General features: G+C 66.0%; 15 protein-coding genes. 5 read left to right on the top strand and 10 right to left on the bottom strand.

Going from position 1 to position 19,247, the window contains the following annotated elements:
* Nucleotides 1-278 precede the first annotated feature (278 nt).
* Nucleotides 279-1,073: a substrate-binding periplasmic protein gene (locus tag H7U20_RS12890; RefSeq protein WP_199759552.1), complete on the bottom strand. Its 795-nt coding sequence runs from the start codon at nt 1,071-1,073 to the stop codon at nt 279-281.
* Nucleotides 1,074-1,195: 122 nt separating this feature from the next.
* Entirely contained in the window at nt 1,196-1,579 is a 384-nt protein-coding gene (locus H7U20_RS12885; protein WP_199759551.1) for a TipAS antibiotic-recognition domain-containing protein, read from the bottom strand.
* 150 nt (nt 1,580-1,729) lie between these two features.
* On the opposite strand from H7U20_RS12885, the gene H7U20_RS12880 reads away from it, so the two are divergent.
* On the top strand, nt 1,730-2,092 hold the full coding sequence (locus H7U20_RS12880) for a hypothetical protein (protein ID WP_199759550.1): 363 nt from the start codon (nt 1,730-1,732) through the stop codon (nt 2,090-2,092).
* Nucleotides 2,093-2,239: 147 nt separating this feature from the next.
* Here the strand turns inward: H7U20_RS12880 and ftsB are convergent, their stop codons facing one another.
* The 4 genes from ftsB to H7U20_RS12860 all read right to left on the bottom strand — a co-directional run bounded on the left by ftsB (nt 2,240) and on the right by H7U20_RS12860 (nt 6,602).
* Nucleotides 2,240-2,569, bottom strand: a complete 330-nt coding sequence (gene ftsB, locus H7U20_RS12875) for a cell division protein FtsB (protein WP_199759549.1) — start codon at nt 2,567-2,569, stop codon at nt 2,240-2,242.
* A 79-nt stretch (nt 2,570-2,648) separates the two neighbouring features.
* Complete coding sequence (gene eno / locus H7U20_RS12870) at nt 2,649-3,932, bottom strand: phosphopyruvate hydratase (RefSeq protein ID WP_199759548.1); 1,284 nt, start codon at nt 3,930-3,932, stop codon at nt 2,649-2,651.
* A gap of 124 nt (nt 3,933-4,056) precedes the next feature.
* Entirely contained in the window at nt 4,057-4,911 is an 855-nt protein-coding gene (gene kdsA / locus H7U20_RS12865; protein ID WP_199759547.1) for a 3-deoxy-8-phosphooctulonate synthase, read from the bottom strand.
* Nucleotides 4,908-6,602 (bottom strand): CTP synthase, encoded by a 1,695-nt coding sequence (locus tag H7U20_RS12860; RefSeq protein ID WP_199759546.1) that lies wholly within the window; start codon nt 6,600-6,602, stop codon nt 4,908-4,910. The genes kdsA and H7U20_RS12860 overlap by 4 nt, the downstream gene beginning before the upstream one ends.
* Nucleotides 6,603-6,845: 243 nt before the next feature.
* Between H7U20_RS12860 and H7U20_RS12855 the strand changes: the two genes are divergently transcribed.
* Nucleotides 6,846-7,265: a PRC-barrel domain-containing protein gene (locus tag H7U20_RS12855; RefSeq protein ID WP_199759545.1), complete on the top strand. Its 420-nt coding sequence runs from the start codon at nt 6,846-6,848 to the stop codon at nt 7,263-7,265.
* A 237-nt stretch (nt 7,266-7,502) separates the two neighbouring features.
* On the opposite strand, the gene H7U20_RS12850 is transcribed toward H7U20_RS12855, so the two are convergent.
* From H7U20_RS12850 to H7U20_RS12840, 3 genes are all read right to left on the bottom strand, one after another.
* Nucleotides 7,503-8,594, bottom strand: coding sequence for a hypothetical protein (locus H7U20_RS12850; protein WP_199759544.1), 1,092 nt, complete (start codon nt 8,592-8,594; stop codon nt 7,503-7,505).
* Nucleotides 8,595-8,817: 223 nt separating this feature from the next.
* Nucleotides 8,818-9,279 carry a GNAT family N-acetyltransferase gene (locus H7U20_RS12845; protein WP_199759543.1) on the bottom strand — a complete coding sequence of 154 codons (462 nt, stop codon included), beginning with the start codon at nt 9,277-9,279 and terminating at the stop codon, nt 8,818-8,820.
* Nucleotides 9,280-9,446: 167 nt separating this feature from the next.
* Nucleotides 9,447-12,623, bottom strand: coding sequence for an error-prone DNA polymerase (locus H7U20_RS12840; RefSeq protein ID WP_199759542.1), 3,177 nt, complete (start codon nt 12,621-12,623; stop codon nt 9,447-9,449).
* Nucleotides 12,624-12,894: 271 nt separating this feature from the next.
* Between H7U20_RS12840 and H7U20_RS12835 the strand changes: the two genes are divergently transcribed.
* Nucleotides 12,895-15,294 carry a TonB-dependent receptor plug domain-containing protein gene (locus tag H7U20_RS12835; RefSeq protein WP_199759541.1) on the top strand — a complete coding sequence of 800 codons (2,400 nt, stop codon included), beginning with the start codon at nt 12,895-12,897 and terminating at the stop codon, nt 15,292-15,294.
* 247 nt (nt 15,295-15,541) lie between these two features.
* Here H7U20_RS12835 and H7U20_RS12830 read toward each other — a convergent pair whose 3' ends face one another.
* Complete coding sequence (locus tag H7U20_RS12830) at nt 15,542-15,892, bottom strand: hypothetical protein (RefSeq protein WP_199759540.1); 351 nt, start codon at nt 15,890-15,892, stop codon at nt 15,542-15,544.
* A 181-nt stretch (nt 15,893-16,073) separates the two neighbouring features.
* Between H7U20_RS12830 and H7U20_RS12825 the strand changes: the two genes are divergently transcribed.
* Together H7U20_RS12825 and H7U20_RS12820 are read left to right on the top strand one after the other, a co-directional pair.
* Nucleotides 16,074-18,188, top strand: coding sequence for a bifunctional 2',3'-cyclic-nucleotide 2'-phosphodiesterase/3'-nucleotidase (locus H7U20_RS12825; RefSeq protein ID WP_199759539.1), 2,115 nt, complete (start codon nt 16,074-16,076; stop codon nt 18,186-18,188).
* Nucleotides 18,189-18,411: 223 nt separating this feature from the next.
* Entirely contained in the window at nt 18,412-19,161 is a 750-nt protein-coding gene (locus H7U20_RS12820) for a tetratricopeptide repeat protein (RefSeq protein WP_199759538.1), read from the top strand.
* Nucleotides 19,162-19,247: the final 86 nt, after the last annotated feature.

Here is a 19,247-nt window from a genome sequence, read left to right as displayed (position 1 = left end):
TCGAATGTCTTTCGCTTTCTTGTTGCCATGTATCACTCCTCAGATGGTGGATTTTCCACCTATTGAGGTGTCCAGGCAAATTAGACCACAGCAAACTGCTTTATTGTGGAGTAAGTGCCACGGTCGGAAAAGACATTACTTTACCGCATGGAAGGTACATGAGAAAGCGAAAGAGACTGTGATCGAGGGACGGTGCAATGCCATGAGTCAGAACAAACTCCGAATTTCCCACCCCACTCGCGTGCCTTTACAATAAGAACGCGCGCCGGCCGTTTTTGCTATTCAGAACTGCGTCGAAGGTACTTCCCCAGCAGCCGCTCCGAGTCGCTCTGCCGCACCTCGCGCAGCGTGTTCCAGATGCGCTGAGCCAGCGCGGGGTGTTCGTTGTGGAAGCGGTGGCTGATCTGCAGGTAGTAATCCTTGACGGCCACCGGCGGCCCGCTCTTGGCGATGGCGGCGAAGTCGCGGTTCTTCTTCAGCTTGTAATCGGCGAACTCGGTCAGGTGGACGAAGCCGTCGGCGCGGCCCGCCAGCAACATGCGGAAGGCGTCCTCCGGGCTGTTGACCTCGTTGACGGTCAGGCCCTGCTTGCGCAAGTCGTCGACGATGGCGTAGCCGCGCAGCGCGATCAGCGCCGGACTGCGCTTGCCGAAGCCGCTGCCATCCCAGGCCAGCGTCGACGGCCGTTTGGTGTACAGGCTGTAGGTTTTGCTGTCGATGCGGAAGCGGCGGTCGACCTGCCCCTTGTGCATGGGATAGACGCCGATGGCCAGGCGCTCGGGCTTGAAGCTGCTGGAGAAGACGGCGTCGACCGCGCCCACCTCCAGCTCGGCCAGACAGCGCGCCCACGGCTTGCGCGAGTAGCGCAGGCGCAGTTCGGGCAGGCGCTGCTGCACCAGGTCGACCAGCTCGACGACCACGCCGGGCTCGTCCGGCATGACGGCGCCATTGCCGGTGTGGTCGTAGCTGTCCTTGTCCTCATAGGCGACATGGAACTCGACGCCCTGCGCGCCGGCCGGCAGCAGCAGCGACATTGCCCAACACAACAGCACGGCCCTCAGCACAGTGCGCATCACGCTCCCGCCCCACAATCGACGATGGAACAGCATAGCACAGGGCTTAGCCCGCCCACGCCAGCCGGCGCCGGGCGGGCGGACATGCCGACCGCGCCGCCGCGCCAAGCGCCCGAGCCACGTCAAATGCTGTTGCGGGCGTAAATGAACACCGCGTCGCCGAGGAACTCCGCCATCTTCGGATGGTAGGCGTTGTGGAAATCGCGCATGTCCTGGTTGTCCATGTAGAACAGGCCCATGCCGATGTAGGCCTCGCGGCTCGGCTTGTAGAAGCGGCTGGCGATCTCGTAATGGCGCGCCATCAAGTCCTGCACCGCGTCGTCGCCGGGCAGCAGGTCGTCGATCAGCGGCGCGATCTCGCGGTACAGGCTGTCCCAGTCGGCGTGGGTTTGTTTGCGGTCCACATGCGCCCAATTATTCGTGTCGGCCAGCGATTGACTCTGTTCGGCCAGCATCTGATTGCGGCATTGGTCGAAATAGTCGCCATCCAGGTCTTCCATGTTCATTCTGTGCTCTTCTTTGTCTATGAGGTTAAGGGCCGGGGCGAAAGAATAGCACATGAGGCGGATTATTTTTTCCGCAATATGTCGTTGCCAACAACGCAATTCATGGTAAGCTGTAATATTGCACTGTGGCAATCACACATGGAGCCCGCTATGCCGCACCGTACCAATCTGTACTCCGCCGTTGCCGCCGAGATCGACCCGCAGCGTCAAGACGAGCTGTGGCGCGCCGACATGCTGGCCGGCATGAACGACGAATACAACCGCACCGGCAAGATCACCGATTTCTTCCGCGAGGTGCTGGCGCACTTTTCGGAGTTGCCGATCGAGGAGCAGGCGCAGTATCCGGAAGGCTACGCCGAGGACCTGCAGCAGAAGATCGCGCTGGACCACAACTACCGCGACGGCGGCGTCGGCGGCAACCGCCTGGGCCGCGATGTCGGCAAGGTCTTGTACCAGCCGCTAGCCGCGCTCAACGCGATCGCGCCGCGCAAGCCCTTGCGCAAGGCCGCCTGAGGCGCAACGCCGCAACAATAGCCGCAGCAATAGCAGCAGCAATAGCAGCAACAATAGCAGCAACAACACAACGACGGCAAACCGGCAACGGTTTGCCGTTGTCTATTCTGGGGCGTGAAATGGGCGTGAAATGGGATGCGGCGCGGCCTACTGCGCGATGTCGACCGGCGGCGCGGCGGCGGCCGGCACGGCCGCTTCGGCCTGGCCCTTGCCGACGATCTGGATGAAGATCTCGTTCTGTTTGATCATGCTCAGCTCGTAGCGGGCACGTTCCTCGACGGCGCCGGTGCCGTCCTTCAGGTCGCGCACCTCCGAATCGAGCTTGGCGTTGCGGGCGATCAGCTCGGCGTTCTTCTTGTGGGCCACGTCGACCTGGCCCTCGAAATCGGCGACGCGCAGCCAGCCCCCCTTCCCCAGCCAGAGCGGGTACTGAATCAACAGCAGCAAAGCTGCCAGTGCGAGGGTAATCAAGCGCATCGGTATGGCGGAAAAAGAGATGGCCCGGCGGGCGGGCCGAAAAACTGCGGCCGGACATCAATCCGGCCGCATCTTAGCATTACTTCAGGTTGTAGAACGCGTCACGGCCCGGGTAGCTGGCGATATCGCCGAGGTCTTCCTCGATACGCAGCAACTGGTTGTACTTGGCCATGCGGTCCGAACGCGACATCGAGCCGGTCTTGATCTGCAGCGCGTTCATGCCGACGGCGATGTCGGCGATGGTCGAGTCCTCGGTCTCGCCCGAACGGTGCGAGATGACGGCGGTGTAGCCGGCGCGCTTGGCCATTTCGATGGCGGCGAAGGTCTCGGTCAGGGTGCCGATCTGGTTGATCTTGATCAGGATCGAGTTGGCGATGCCTTTCGAGATGCCTTCTTTCAGGATCTTGGTGTTGGTGACATACAGGTCGTCGCCGACCAGTTGCACTTTCTTGCCCAGTTCCTTGGTCAGGATCGCCCAACCATCCCAGTCGCCTTCGTGCATCGCGTCTTCGATCGAGATGATCGGATACTTGTCGCACCAGGTCGCCAGCAGGTTGGTGAACTCGGTCGAAGTCAGGCTCAGGCCCTCGCCTTCCAGTTCATACTTGCCGTCCTTGTAGAACTCGGACGCGGCGCAGTCCAGGCCCAGCGCGATCTGGGTGCCCGGCTCGTAGCCGGCTTCTTCGATCGCCTGGATGATCAGCTTGATCGCTTCCTCATGGTTGGCCAGCGATGGCGCGAAACCACCCTCGTCGCCCACCGCCGTGCTCAGGCCCTTCTTGTGCAGGATCTTTTTCAGCGTGTGGAACACTTCGGCGCCATAGCGCACGGCTTCCTTGAAGGACGGCGCGCCGACCGGGATGATCATGAATTCCTGGATGTCCAGGTTGTTGTCGGCGTGGGCGCCGCCGTTGATGACGTTCATCATCGGCACCGGCAGTTGCATCGCGCCGGAACCGCCGAAGTAGCGGTACAGCGGCAGGCCGGCTTCCTCGGCGGCGGCCTTGGCCACGGCCATCGACACGGCCAGCATGGCGTTGGCGCCCAGGCGGCCCTTGTTCTCGGTGCCGTCCAGGTCGATCAGGGTGCGGTCGAGGAAGGCTTGCTCATTGGCGTCCAGGCCCATGATGGCTTCGGAGATCTCGGTGTTGATGTTCTCGCAGGCTTGCAGCACGCCCTTGCCGAAATAGCGCTTCATGTCGCCGTCGCGCAGCTCGATGGCTTCGCGCGAACCGGTCGAGGCGCCCGACGGCACGGCGGCGCGGCCCATCACACCGGATTCGAGCAGGACGTCGCATTCCACGGTCGGATTGCCGCGCGAGTCAATGATTTCACGGCCGATAATATCAACAATAGCACTCATAACATTCTCCAAAGGGTGAACAGCGAAGTCGCTCGTCGCGTCTGTTGCGCAACTTGCGGGTCAAGGCTAGGACAAACAAAATCCGGCGTGGGACACACGCCGGATTTTATCGAACTGGCAAAAACTAGTTGAAGCTGGCTTCCAGGAAACCGGCCTTCTTGGTGATGCGGTCGAGCTCGATCAAGGTCGACAGCAACTCCTTCATGCGGCCCAGCGGCACGGCGTTGGGGCCGTCCGACAGCGCGGTGGCCGGCGTCGGGTGGGTTTCCATGAACAGGCCGGCGACGCCGACCGCCACGGCGGCGCGCGCCAGCACCGGCACGAACTCGCGCTGGCCGCCGGACGAGGTGCCCTGGCCGCCCGGCAGCTGCACCGAGTGGGTCGCGTCGAACACCACCGGGCAGGCGGTCTCGCGCATGATGGCGAGCGAACGCATGTCCGACACCAGGTTGTTGTAACCGAACGAGACACCGCGTTCGCAGGCCATGAAGACGTCCTCCGGCAGACCCTTGTCGCGCGCGGCGGCGCGGGCCTTGTCGATCACGTTCTTCATGTCGCCGGGGGCCAGGAACTGGCCCTTCTTGATGTTGACCGGCTTGCCCGACTGGGCGCAGGCGATGATGAAATCGGTCTGGCGGCACAGGAAGGCCGGCGTCTGCAGCACGTCGACCACCGAGGCGACGGCCTCGATCTCGTCGATCGAGTGGACGTCGGTCAGCACCGGCACGCCCAGCTCGCGTTTGACGTCGCCCAGGATCTCCAGGCCCTTGTCCATGCCCGGACCACGGTAGGTGCTACCGGAGGAACGATTGGCCTTGTCGAACGAGGACTTGTAGATGAAGGGGATGCCCAGCTCGGCCGTCATTTCCTTCAGCGTACCGGCCGTGTCGAAGGCCATCTGGCGCGATTCGATCACGCAGGTGCCGGCGATCAGGAAGAACGGCTGGTCGAGGCCAACGTCAAATCCGCACAATTTCATGCTGCGTCTCCTTGCAAGGGTTGCTCGGCGACCACGTGCAAAGCGGGCTTGCCGCCGGCGGCTTTTTGCGCCAGCGCGGCCTTGATGAACGAGGTGAACAGCGGGTGGCCGTCGCGCGGGGTCGATTTGAACTCGGGGTGGTACTGCACGCCCATGTACCAAGGGTGGGCGTTTTCGCCGGTGCGCGGCAGTTCCATGATCTCGCACAGGTCTTCGGTCGGGGTGCGCGCCGCCACCACCAGGCCGGCCGCTTCCACGCGCGGCAGGTAGTGGTTGTTGGCTTCGTAGCGGTGGCGGTGACGCTCGGTCACCACGCCGCCGTAGATCTCCGAGGCCAGCGTGCCGGCCTTGACGGCGCAGGTCTGGGCGCCCAGGCGCATGGTGCCGCCCAGGTCGGAGTTCTCGTCGCGCTTCTCGACCTTGCCGTCCTGGCCTTGCCATTCGTCGATCAGGGCGACGACGGGCTGGTCGGTGTCGAGGTCGAACTCGGTCGAGTTGGCATTGGTCAGGCCGGCCTTGTGGCGGGCGTACTCGATCAGCGCGACCTGCATGCCCAGGCAGATGCCCAGGTAGGGGATCTTGTTTTCGCGGGCGAACTGGGCCGCCATGATCTTGCCTTCCACGCCGCGCTTGCCGAAGCCGCCCGGCACCAGGATGGCGTCGAACTTGGCCAGGCCGGCGCAACCGGTGGTTTCGATCTCTTCCGAGTCGATGTACTCGATGTTGACGCGGCTCTCGTTGTGGATGCCGGCGTGGCGCAGCGCCTCGGTCAGCGACTTGTACGATTCGGTCAGGTCGACGTATTTGCCGACCATGCCGATCGACACTTCCGACTTCGGATGCTCGAGCGTGTAGATCAGGCGGCTCCACACCGACAGGTCGGCCGGCGCCGGGTTCAGGTCCAGCGCCTCGCAGATGATCGCGTCCAGGCCCTGGTCGTGCAGCATCTGCGGCACCTTGTAGATGGTGTCGACGTCCCACACGGAGATCACGGCCTGCTCCTCGATGTTGGAGAACAGCGAGATCTTGGCGCGCTCGTCGGCCGGGATCGGCCGGTCGGCGCGGCACAGCAGGGCGTTCGGCGAGATGCCGATTTCGCGCAGCTTCTGCACCGAGTGCTGGGTCGGCTTGGTCTTCAGTTCGCCCGCGGAGGCGATGAACGGCACCAGCGTCAGGTGGACGAAGGCGGTGTTCTTGCGGCCGGCGCGCAGGCTCAGCTGACGTGCCGCCTCCAGGAAGGGCAAGGACTCGATATCGCCGACGGTGCCGCCGATTTCGCACAGGGCCACGTCGTAGCCTTCGGCGCCGCGACGGATGTAGTCCTGGATCTCGTTGGTGATGTGCGGAATCACTTGCACCGTCTTGCCCAGATACTCGCCGCGGCGTTCCTTGCGGATCACCGATTCGTAGATCTGGCCGGTGGTGAAGTTGTTGACCTTTTTCATGCGGGTCGAGATGAAGCGCTCGTAGTGGCCGAGGTCGAGGTCGGTTTCGGCCCCGTCGTCGGTGACGAACACTTCACCGTGCTGCATAGGGCTCATCGTGCCAGGATCGACGTTGATATACGGGTCGAGCTTGAGCATGGTGACTTTGAGGCCGCGCGATTCGAGGATCGCGGCGAGAGAGGCGGCGGCAATCCCTTTACCAAGGGAAGACACGACGCCGCCGGTGACGAAGACAAATTTGGTCATTGCAGATGGTGCCGAACGGCACGTGCGGGAAATTGAAATTATATCCTAAAACGGTTAATTCTTCAGCATTCCGCCGGGAAAAATCCGCTAACGGGCGTAAAATCGCCTCATCGGCGCGTGGAAAAATAGTCAGAAACCTAATCTATTTCCGTCCGGAATTGCCAATCGGACGGCAGTGTGGCGCAGCGCACCGACCGCTGCGGCGGAACCGGCCACCATGGCCTTTTCAGCAAGGAGGACAATATGAGCTACCACAGCCTCGACGCCGACGGCGTCTACGTCGATGCCGGCCAACAAGGTCCGGGACCGGACCTGATGGGCGCCGGCAGCCTGATCGGCGACCACGTGCACAACCTCAAGGGCGAACACCTGGGGCAGATCAAGGAAATCATGCTCGACATGCGCAACGGAAAAATCGCCTACGCCGTCATGTCCCACGGCGGCCTGCTGACGCTGGGCAGCAAGTTGTTCGCCGTGCCCTGGGAGGCGCTGACGCTGGACGCCGCCCACCGCCGCTTCACCCTGAACATCGCCAAGGAACGCATCACCGCCGCGCCCGGCTTCGACCCGGAGCACTGGCCCGACATGGCCAACCAGTCCTGGGCGGCGCAGGTGCACGACTACTACCAGCACCCGGCCGACCGGCATTCCGGCCAGAGTTAAAAGCACCTCGAAAAACCGTCATTCCGCATCGGCGGACCGCCGCGCAGGCGGGAATCTATACCCCGCGTGTCCATTGGCTCAGCATGGGTTCCCGCCTACGCGGGAACGACAATTTGGTGGTTTTCGAAGTGTCCTTAAGGCCGGCTGCGCCAGCACAACACGCCGCCGACCCAGGCAATGATTGTGGGGCCGGCGGCGCCGTTGAGGCTATGCGGATTCGTATAGAAACTATGCCGGTCAATTCACCCACAACAGTTGCCGCAGCATGCGCATGCCGGCCACGCTGTCGTTGCCGGCCCGCTGATCATAGCTGGCCAGCAGCTCGAACAGGGCCGACTTGGGATGGCCGGCGTCGACCCGTTGGCACATCCGGGCCTGCTGCTCCGGCCCGCCCCAGCTGAGCAGACGGCGCGGCGGCTGCTGGAACAGGCGCACCACGTTCAGGCCCTGCCCGGCCGGACACAAGCCGCCCAGACTGCCCAGCATGCCGCCCTGTTTGGCGGCCGGCACCAGCAAGGTCTTGCCCTCCATCAGCGGGATCACCTGCTTGAGCACCTCGCCCCAGACGGCGAAGTCACCCTCGTCCAGACGCAGCGGGAACACGCTGTTGCGCTGGCGCGGGTTGGCGATCCATTCGGCGGCGTCATCGGTTTCCGCCAGCAACGCGCGGCGCAGCCGTTCGGTGCTCTTGAAGCCCGCCACCAGCAGCGCGTGGGCGCGCTTGGCGGCGGCCGGGTCGAACAGCACGATCGCGCCGGAGCTATAGCTTTCGCCTTCGAGCGTATAGGCCAGCACCATCTCGACCACGGCTTCGGCGAAATAGTGGTAGCCCAGCGCCCAGGTCACGTCCGACTGGTCGACCTTGAAGCTGGCGTCGAGGCGGTACTCGTCGCGGTAGTAGCCGGGGTCGTCGGAGGCCAGGCCGACCGTCAACGGTCCGTCGTGCGGCTTCGGTATGGCGAAGAAATTGCGCTCCCAGGTGGCGATCCTGCCGTCGCCGTTCAGGTCGCGGACCCAACGCGACGGCGTCAACAGCAAGCCGTCGCCGCCGCGCAGCTTAAGGTTTTCCAACAGGCCCCGCGTCGTGCGCATATCGTCGCGCACGGACAGCAACTCCTGCCGCAGCACCTCGCTGATCTGTCGATCCGACGAGCCTCCCTTCTCCAACTGCGCCGAACCCTGGTGGATGAAGGTGGCGACACGGCGCACCAATTCGATATCCCGGCAGACCACCAGCGCCTGCCGCTGCTGCGCCGTGCGCGCCGCCTGCGGACTCGGCAAGTCGGCGCAGGCCGCCTCGCTGCCGACGCCGCCACCGGAATCGGCCACGGCCACGGCCGCCGCGACGGGGCCGCTCGCACAAAGGGACACCAACAAGGCAATAAGGCAAACATGGCGCATGGCGGACTCCTGACGGGATAAGGGGGAAGGCGAAAAAGCGAAAAACCAGCGAAAACTCAGCCCTACAGCGTAACCAATGCCGATTGGAAAACATTGGCGAAGCGCAAGCCGATACCAGCTTGCGGCTAAGCCGGCACGCCGACGGTGTCGGCTATACGATCCGCATGGGGATGTAGGCGACGCCGTCCTTCTCGGTGCGCGGGCCGGTCGCGACGAAGCCGAATCGGCAGTACATCGGCTCGGCATACAGCGACGAATTGACGGTGAAGCCGTTGACATTGCCGGCGGCGACGGCGGCCGCCCGCGCCGCCTGCCACAAGCGCCGGCCCACCCCCTGGCCATGCCAGGCGCGGGCGACGAACAGATGGTACAGATGGCCCTTGTCGCGCACGGCGACGGCGCCGACCAGCGCGTCGTCGATGAAGCCGAGCTGGTAATGGAAGCGCTCGTCACCCACGCAGCGGGCCAGCGCCTCGGCCTGCATGGTGGCGATGAACTGTTCGGCGCCGGCACCGTCCGGCGCCGGCGTCACGAAGGGCAACAGGTCGGCGATCAACTCGGCGATGGCGGGCGCGTCCGGCGCCTCGGCTTGGCGTATATGCAAATGTTTCATCCACATCATTCTGCCATAAAGAAGGGCGACGCTGCGCCCGCCAGCGGCGCGGCCAAACGGATCGACGGACTGCTGACTGTCCGCTTACTATCCGCTGATTGGCCGCTGATTGGCCGCTGATTGGCGATGGCGTCCCGCTCGCCCCGCCGTCCTCAGCAAAGTCCGGCTCAGCAGAAGTCCCGGCTGATGGTCGGCAAGCGGCCCAGCAGGTGCGACATGTCGACCAGCCTCTTGGCCACCAGATGGCAGACGATGCCCTCGCGCTGCCACACGCCGTAGACGCCGAGCAAAGCGGCGCCCAGCACCTCGCGGCGCTGCTGCTCGACCAGCGAGGGCCAGCAGATCACGTTGACGTTGCCGGTCTCGTCCTCGAGGGTGATGAACAGCACGCCCTTGGCCGTGCCCGGCCGCTGCCGCACGGTGACGATGCCGCAGGCGCGCGCCAACTGGCCGTCCTTGTAGCCGTTCAAGGTGCTGGCCGGCAGGAAGCGGTGTTCCAGCAGGCGGGGCCGCAGCAGCGCCAGCGGATGGCGGCCCAAGGTCAGCCCTTGGGCGCGGTAGTCGCCGAGGATCTCCTCGCCCTCGGACGGCGGACGCAGCAGCGGCACCTCCTCCTGCGGCGTGGTCGGCCGCAGCAAGTCCTTGTCCGGCACGGCGCCGACCGCCTGCCACAAGGCTTGGCGACGGTTGCCGGCCAGGCTGCGCAAGGCGTTTGCGCCGGCCAACGCTTCCAGATCGTGACGGTCCAGCCCGGCGCGACGGGCCAGATCATTGACGTCGGCAAAGGCGCGCTCGGCACGGGCGTCCCCGATGCGCCCGGCGGCCCCTTCCCGCATGCCGCGCAGCAGCGACAGGCCCAGCCGCACGGCCGGCTGGCCGCGCGCGCCAACCTCCTCCTCCAGCGTCGAATCCCAACCGCTGACGGCGACGTCCACCTCGCGCACCTGCACGCCGTGGCGCTTGGCGTCCTGCACCAGTTGCGACGGGCCGTAGAAACCCATCGGCTGGCTGTTGAGCAAGGCGCACAGGAAGGCGGCCGGTTCGTGGCACTTGAGCCAGGAACTGGCATAGGTCAGCAGCGCGAAGCTGGCCGCGTGCGATTCGGGAAAGCCGTATTCGCCGAAGCCCTGGATCTGCCGGCAGATCGCTTCGGCGAACTCGACCGGATAGCCGCGTTCGGTCATGCCGGCGATGATCCTGTCATGGTACTTGTCCATGCCGCCCTTGCGCTTCCAGGCCGCCATGGCGCGGCGCAACTGGTCGGCCTCGCCCGGCGAAAAGCCGGCCGCCGTGATGGCCACCTGCATCACCTGCTCCTGAAAAATCGGCACGCCCAAGGTGCGCCCCAACGCCACCTCCAGGCCGGGCGGGTAGTCGATCAGCTCGGGATGCACGCGGCGCTGCAAATACGGATGCACCATGCCGCCCTGGATCGGCCCCGGCCGCACCAGCGCCACCTCGATCACCAGATCGTAGAACTGGCGCGGGCGCAGCCGTGGCAGCATGCTCATCTGCGCGCGCGACTCGATCTGGAACACGCCGATGGTGTCGGCCTCGCACATCATGTCGTAGGTGGCGCCGTCCTCGGCCGGCACGTCCTGCATGCCGAACGGCGTGCCGCGCCGGGCGCCGACCAGCTCGAAGGCGCGGCGCAGCGCCGACAGCATGCCCAGCGCCAGCACGTCGACCTTCAGCAGGCCCAGCTCCTCCAGGTCGTCCTTGTCCCACTGGATCACGCTGCGTTCGGCCATCGTCGCGTTTTCGATCGGCACCAGGCGCGACAGCTTGCCCTGCGAAATGACGAAGCCGCCCGGATGCTGCGACAGGTGGCGCGGAAAACCCAGCAGGCTCTGCGCCAAGGTGGCCCACTGCCGCGCCAGCCGCGACTCCGGGTCGAGGCCGCATTCGGCCAGCCGCAGCAGCAGGTCGCGCTTGCCGTCGAACCAGTGGTGCGCCTTGGCCACCTTTTCGACGATGGCCAAGTCGACGCCGAGCGCCTTGCCGCTGTCGCGCAGCGCGCTCTTGGGCCGGTAGCTGATGACCACGGCGGCCAGCGCGGCGCGCGCGCGGCCGTATTTGGCGTAGATGTACTGGATCACCTCCTCGCGCCGCTGGTGCTCGAAGTCGACGTCGATGTCGGGCGGTTCGGCCCGCTCGCGCGAGATGAAGCGCTCGACCAGCAGGTTGCCGCGCGCCGGGTCGACCTCGGTCACGCGCAGGCAGTAGCACACCGCCGAGTTGGCCGCCGAGCCGCGCCCCTGGCACAGGATGCCGACCGAGCGGGCAAAGCGGACGATGTCGTAGACGGTGAGGAAATACGCTTCGTAGCGCAGCTCGGCGATCAGCTCCAGCTCACGTTCGATCTGCTGTTCCACCTTGGCCGGGAGGCCGCCGGGAAAGCGCTGCCGGGCGCCGAGATAGGTTTCCTGGCGCAAATAACTGGTCGGCGTGTGGCCGGGCGGCACCAGCTCGTCCGGGTATTCGTAGCGCAACTCGTCGAGCGAGAAGGTGCACTGCTCGGCGATGCGCAGCGTCTCGGCCAGCGCTTGCGGCGGATACAGGTTGGCCAGGCGCAGCCGGGCGCGCAGGTGTTGCTCGGCGTTCTGCGCCAGCGCGTAGCCGCAGTCGGCCACCTGCTTGCCGATGCGCACCGCGCACAGGGTGTCGTGCAGCGGCTTGCGCGAGCGCACGTGCATGCAGACGTGGCCCAGCGCCACCACCGGCATGCCGTGTTGCAGCGCCACCTCCTCGATGCTCAGGCGGTGCGCCTCGTCCAGCGCGCGCTGCAACAGGTTCAGCCCGACCCAGCAGCGGCCGGGGGCGATGGCGGCCAGCCAGGCGGCCTGGCGGTGCAGCCGGTCGATGTCGGCCGCCTGGTGCGCCGGATAGGCCGGCAGCAGGATCAGCAGGCAGTCCGGCAGGCCGCGCAGATGCTCCAGCTCGGCCGGCGGCGCGGCCAGGTCGTCCGGCGTCAGCAGATACGTGCCCTTGGCGGCGCGGGTGCGCCCCAGCGTCACCAGCTCGGACAGGTTGCCGTAGCCGTTGCGGTTCCGCGCCAGCACCAGCAGACTCAGCGCGCGGCCGCCGTCCGGCCTGCTCAGGTGGAAATGGGCGCCGATCAGCAGCTTCAGCCCGGTCCGCTTGGCCTCGGCGTGGGCGCGCACCACGCCGGCCAGCGAGCACTCGTCGGTCAACGCCAGCGCCGCGTAGTCGAGCTTGGCGGCGCGGGCGACCAACTCCTCGGCGTGCGAGGCGCCCTGCAAAAAGGAGAAGTTCGACAGGCAGAACAACTCGGCGTAGGCCGGCAGGCCCTGCGCTGGCGGCGGCTGGAAGGGGGAGGACATGGCGCGATAATAACTGTGTTTATATACAGCATTCTACCCCCATCCAAGCGGGATGGACAAGCTGCCGGAGATTCGGCGTGTTGCCGCCACAAGCGGCCGGCGCATGCCGTCCTGCCGGTTCCTGTCGTAATACCACCCCGCTTTTTCAGCAGCCTCAGCCGCTTGTGCGAAATTGTCACAATCCATGGGCAAAATTGTCACAACCCATACGTTTTTGGTATATCTCCATGATAAATCTGACTAGAATCGAATTTTTCATGGGAGACGCCACGTGTTATCACCAACAACTTTACGTAAAGCCGTCTTACTCAGCCTGTATGGCAGCACCGCGCTGGCGCTCACGCCGGCAGCCCTGGCCCAGTCCGCCGGCGAAGCCGCGACGAGCCAACCGATGCAATCGATCAACGTGGTCGGCTCGCGCCGCGCCACCAGCTCGGCCACCGACACCGTGGTGCCGATCGACGTCATTCCCATGAACAAGGCGGCCGAACAGGGCGGCAACTTCGACCTGTCGCAGACGCTGACCAACATCTCGCCGTCGTTCAACTCGACGCGGCAAAGCGGCGCCGACGGCGCCGACCTGATCGACTCGGCCGCGCTGCGCGGCCTCGGTTCGGACCAGACCCTGGTGCTGGTCAACGGCAAGCGCCGCCACACCACCGCCCTGGTCAACCTGTTCGGTGCGCGCAACCGCGGCAACACCGGCACCGACATGAACTCCATCCCGCTGCTGGCCATCAAGGACGTGCAGGTGCTGCGCGACGGCGCGGCGGCCCAGTACGGCTCCGACGCCATCGCCGGCGTGATGGACATCGGCCTGAAGAAAAGCCTGGGCTGCGAAGCGGTGGCCGGCTTCAGCGAATACTCGGCCGGCGACGGCAAGAACTACCTGACCTCGGCCTACTGCGGCCTGGCGATCGGCGACAAGGGCGTGATCGGCATCACCGGCGAGTACCTCGACCGGGGCCGCTCCAACCGCGCCGAGGCGGGCAATCCGCGCATCATCGGCGACACCGAGAGCAAGAACAAGACCCTGTACCTGAACGGCGAGCTGCCCACCAGCGCCAGCGGCAAGCTGTACTTCACGGCCGGCGCGCAGACCCGCGACGCCTCCAGCGGCGCCTTCGCCCGCAGCGGCCTCGGCAGCGACGACATCCCGCGGCGCAACTCGGCGGCCATGTACCCGAACGGCTATGTGCCCTTCATCAACGGCGACATCAGCGACCAGTACGGCATCATCGGCCACCGCAGCCAGCTGGGCGAATGGAACGCCGACGTCTCGCAGACCTACGGCTACAACAAGATGCGCTACAACATCAGCAACACGATGAACGCCTCGATCGCCAACCAGGACCTGCTGGCCGGCGGCAAGGGCGTCAGCCCGAGCCGCTTCGACGCCGGCGGCTTCTCCTTCCAGCAGCTGACCAGCAACGTCGACATCAACCGCTTCTACAGCGACATCCTGAGCGGCCTGAACATCGCCTTCGGCGCCGAGTACCGCAGCGAGGAATACAAGATCTTCGCCGGCGAGGCCGGTTCCTACATCGACGCCGACGGCATCAACTTCGGCGGCGCGCCGGGCAGCCAGGGCTTCCCCGGCTTCCAACCGGGCGACCGGGTCAACGCCAAACGCCACAGCAGCGCCGCCTACTTCGACGTCGAGGCCGACCTGAGTTCGACCGTCAAGGTCCAGGGCGCGATCCGCTACGAGAACTTCAGCGACTTCGGCTCCACCGTCACCGGCAAGCTGGCCGGCAGCGTGCGCGCCGCCGACGGCCTGCTGCTGCGCGGCTCGGCCAGCACCGGCTTCCGCGCCCCGTCGCTGCAACAGATCTACTTCTCGTCGACCTTCACCGACTTCGTCAGCGGCGTCGCCACCGACGTGGTGCTGGCGCCGAACGGCGGCACCATCGCCAACGCCGCCGGCCTGCCCAAGCTGAAGGAAGAGAAATCGACCAGCTTCACGCTGGGCACCACCTGGACGCCGAGCCAGGCGATCTCCGTCACGGCCGACCTGTACAACATCAAGATCAAGGACCGCATCGTGCTGTCGGGCCGCTTCAACGCCGACAACTACCCGGCCCTGGGCGAACGCCTGGCCAAGCTGGGTGTCGACCAGGCGCAGTTCTTCGTCAACTCGGTCGACACCAAGACCCAGGGCCTGGACCTGACCGCCTCGCACAAGACCAGCTTCGGCGCCAACAAGCTGACCACCTTCCTGGCACTGAACGTCGGCAAGACCGAAGTCACCGGCATCCACGCCCCGGCCTCGCTCAAAGGTTACGAGGACGTCCTGCTGTCGGAGAAGGAACGCCTGTACATCGAACAGGGCGGCCCGCGCTCGAAGGCCACCCTGGGCTTCGACTACATCACCGGCGCGCTGGAGACCGACCTGAAGATCATCCACTTCGGTCCGCAGACGCTGGGCACCTTCAGCGGCACCGCCGCCGGCGTGCCCAACCAGCACTACCAGGGCAAGACCTCGGCCGACCTGAGCTTCACCTACGCGATCAACAAGAACACCAAGTTCACCTTCGGCGGCAACAACATCTTCAACGCCAAGCCGAGCGCGCAGAACGTCGACGAGACCGACAACGGCTTCAAGTACGAGAGCGTGCAGTTCGGCCTGAACGGCGCCTCCTACTTCGGCCGCCTGTGGGTCAAGTTCTAAGGGTTCCGGTCCCAAGCGGGACGGATTGATCCGAACGCCCGCCGCAGCAATGTGGCGGGCGTTTTTCTTTGGGGAACGAAGGAAGGCGCGACGTGGGGGAGCGGCGACGGCACACCAAGGATCGCGGCGCCGGGTCGCCCGCCCAACCCCAGCGGCAAGGGCGGGGGTCGGACCCGGCGGGTCCGACCCCGGATTGTGCCCCGGGGTTTGCCGGCGTCCCGACCAAGCCGGGCCGGGCCGGGCCGGCCTACAAGGTGGCCGACAGCGCGCCGACCTCGGCCGGCAGGGCGATATTGTTCCGCCGCGCGTAGTCGAGCGCGCCCTTGAGCGTCTGCTTCATCTCGCTCAGCGAGCCGGGCAGCGCCTTGGCGATGTACAGCGCGACGCGCGACTTGGCGCCGCCCGCCGTGCGCAGGCCCTGCTTGACGCCGGGCAGATCCTGCGTCATCGACGAGTACGCCCGCACCGCCTGGGCCAGGCCGACCACGCCGCCGCCGAAGCGGGCGCGGCCGGCGTCGTCCAGCGCCGGCTGGCCCTGCAGCCGCTGCGTCAACGCGGCGCAACTCTCGCTGTTCAGCTTGACGACCGCCTCGAACATGCTGGGCGTGGCGTCCGATCACCGGGCGCGCCGCCGGGGTCCATGATTCTAGTTGAAAAGATTAACCATAATGTAACGAAATGTCACATCCGCCGGCCGCCGCCATTCTTGCCAGCGGTCATCGCCCTGTCATTTTGCCAAGGTAGAGTTGCCACTTTGATTTTTGGACCGTGGAAACTCGATGAAAATGAACAAGGTAATGTACGCCGCCCTGGCCGCGATCGGCCTGGTCGGCTGCGGCAGCAGCTCCAACACCCCGGAGGCGGCCAAGCCGGCGATTCCAGAAGGCACCACCGTCACCCTGGCGTTGATGGAGACCACCGACCTGCACACCAACGTGCTGAGCTACAACTACTACGCCTTGGCCGAAGACACCAGCCTGGGCCTGGAGCGCACCTCGACCTTGATCCAGGCGGCCCGCGCCGAAAATCCGAACAACGTCCTGCTCGACGACGGCGACGTCATCCAGGGCACCCTGCTGGCCGACCTGCAGGCGCTGACCACCCCGCTGCCCTGCGGCTCGACCCTGGCCGTGCACAAGGCCATGAACGCCCTCAAGTACGACGGCGGCGGCTTGGGCAACCACGAGTTCAACTACGGCCTGCCCTTCCTCAGCCAGATCAGCAACACCGACCTCGGCATCCCCGGCGTCACCAAGCCGGCCGGCAACTGCGGCGCGCCGACCTTCCCGCTGGTGCTGAGCAACGTCACCGGCGTGGCCAGCCAGAAACCGATCCTGCCGCCCTACGCCCTGCTGGCGCGCGAGTTCGCCGCCGTGGCGCCGGACGGCAGCAAGCTCAACGTCAAGATGAACATCGGCATCATGAGCTTCGTGCCGCCGCAGATCCTCGAATGGGACCAGAAGAACCTGACCGGCAAGGTCGCCGTCGGCGGCGTCGTCGAAGCCGCCAAACAATACCTGCCCGAGCTGCGCGGCAAGGGCGCCGACCTCGTCGTCGCCCTCTCGCACGGCGGCCTCGACACCAGCGCCTACAGCCCGAAAATGGAAAACGGCAGCTACCACCTGGCGACCACCGGCATCGACGCGCTGATGATCGGCCACTCGCACCTGATCTTCCCGAAAGGCAAAGAAACCGGCGCCGCCGCGCTCGACGCCTCCTTCGCCGCCATCCCGGCCAGCGCCAAGGTCGACGCCGTCAACGGCTTCGTCAACGGCGTGCCGACCGTCATGGCGCAAAGCTGGGGCCGCCGCCTGGGCATCATCAAGATGACCCTGGCCTACACCGCCGGCAAGTGGGTGGTGCAGCCGGCCAAGACCACGGTCGAATCGCGCGGCTTCAAGTACACCGACGGCAGCACCCTGGTCAAGGCCGACCCGGCCATCGCCACCCTGGTCGCCGGCGAGCACGCCGCCACCATCGCCTACGCCAAGCAGCCGCTGGGCGTGTCGACCGACTTCGAAATGTCGGCCTACTTCGCGCTGGCCGGCGACGTGTCGGCGATCCAGCTGGTCAACCAGGCGCAGCTCGACTACGTGAAGAAATTCATCGCCGGCAGCAGCGACGCCACCCTGGCCAGCTACAAGAACATTCCGGTGATCTCCTGCAGCGCGCCGTTCAAGGCCGGCCGCAACGGTCCGACCGACTTCACCGACGTGGCGCCGGGCGCCAGCGCGGCGGCGCCGGTCGGCCTGCAAGTGCGCAACCCGGGCGACCTCTACCTGTACGGCAACAACAACCTGCAGGCGGTCAAGATCAAGGGCGTCGACCTGAAAGCCTGGCTGGAGACGGCCGCCAAGCAGTTCGGCCAGATCGACCCGGCCAAGACCACCGAGCAGGACCTGGTGCCGAGCTACGGCACGATCTACAACTACGACGTGTTCTACGCCGAAGACAACGCGCTGACCTACCAGATCGACGTCACCAAACCGGTCGGCAGCCGCATCGTCAACCTGAGCTACCTGGGCAAGCCGGTCGGCGACGCCGACGACTTCATCGTCGCCACCAACGACTACCGCGCCGGCGGCGGCGGCGCCGTGCCCGGCATCGACGGCAGCAAGACCATCATCAAGTCGCCCGACGCCAACCAGACCGTGGTCAGCAACTACCTGACCGCGCTGGGCGCCAAGGCCGGCGGCGGCAAGGTCACGCTGGCCGGCAACGGCAGCGCGCAGAGCTGGAGCTTCGTCAAGACCAGCACGGCCGGTCCGGTGATCCTGCGCTCGCAGCCCGGCCACCTGGCGCTGGCCAAGAGCAGCGGCATCAAGGCGATCACCGCCGAGGGCGGCCTGGACGCCAGCGGCTTCGCCAAATACACGGTCGACCTGAGCAAATAAGCCCGGGCCGACAGTGGACCGCGCGCCGGCGGCGGCCGCGCGCGGCGCTACGCGGTGATACACGACGGCACGTCGAAGAAGCCGCAATTCGTCGTTCCCGCGTAGGCGGGAACCCATGCCGCGCCGGACCGCGCGCGACGCATGGTTTTCGCCCACGCGGCGGTCCATCGATGCGCAACGACAGGGGTATTAAAAAGTAGCCTTAACAATCTGGAGGTAGACGATGAGCGTATGCAAACCTTCCCGCCTGGCCCTGACAGTGGCCGGCGCCCTCGCCTTTGGCGCGCTGACGGCCTGCCAGACACCCGAGCCGTCGGTCAGCTCGGCGCAGATCGAAACGGTGGCGATGACGGCCAACCAGCGCCAGGACGCCGCCGCCGAGCGCCGCCTGCGCGAGTGGGCCAAGCAGGGCCTGCCGGTGGCCGAGCGCGAGCTGGGCATGCTCTACCGCGCCCGGCCGGCGCAGCGCGCCGAGACCATCCGCCTGTTCGAAAGCGCGGCCCGCGCCGGTGACGCCGAGGCGGCCTTCCAGTTGGGCGAACTGTACCGCGTCGAAGTGGCCGGCGCGACGGCCGACTCGGCCGCCGCCGCGCCCTGGTACAAGCTGGCGGCGCTGCAACACCACGCCCGCGCCGGCCTGATGCTGGGTCTGCTGTACAAGAACGGCCAAGGCGTGCGCCAGGACGACGAGCAGGCCGCCAAATGGCTGACCTTGGCCAGCGACCAGGGCAACGCCCACGCCATGTTCCTGCTGTCCTACGCCTACAACGAGGGGCGCGGCGTGGTGCGCGACCCGGCCAAGGGCCGCGAGTTGCTGGAGGAGTCGGCCGAACACGAATACCCGCCGGCGATCCAGGAGCTGGCGATGGCGGTGCAGCAGGGCGACGCCCACAGCAGCAAGGACGAGCTGCGCGCCAGCCACCTGATGAAGGAAGCCACCGAACACCGCCACAACAACTGGAACCGCTTCTAAGTTTCCAGGCCTGGCGCCAAGGCGCCGGCGGCGCCAGAAAAACCCGGCGGCAAAGAGCCGGGGGGGGGGGGGGGGGGGGGGGGGGG

Origin of the sequence: Rugamonas violacea (assembly GCF_016461825.1) — a bacterium.
Classification (GTDB): Bacteria; Pseudomonadota; Gammaproteobacteria; order Burkholderiales; family Burkholderiaceae_D; genus Rugamonas.
Note: the sequence above shows the minus strand (reverse complement) of the source record. Positions and strands in the feature narration are given on the sequence as shown.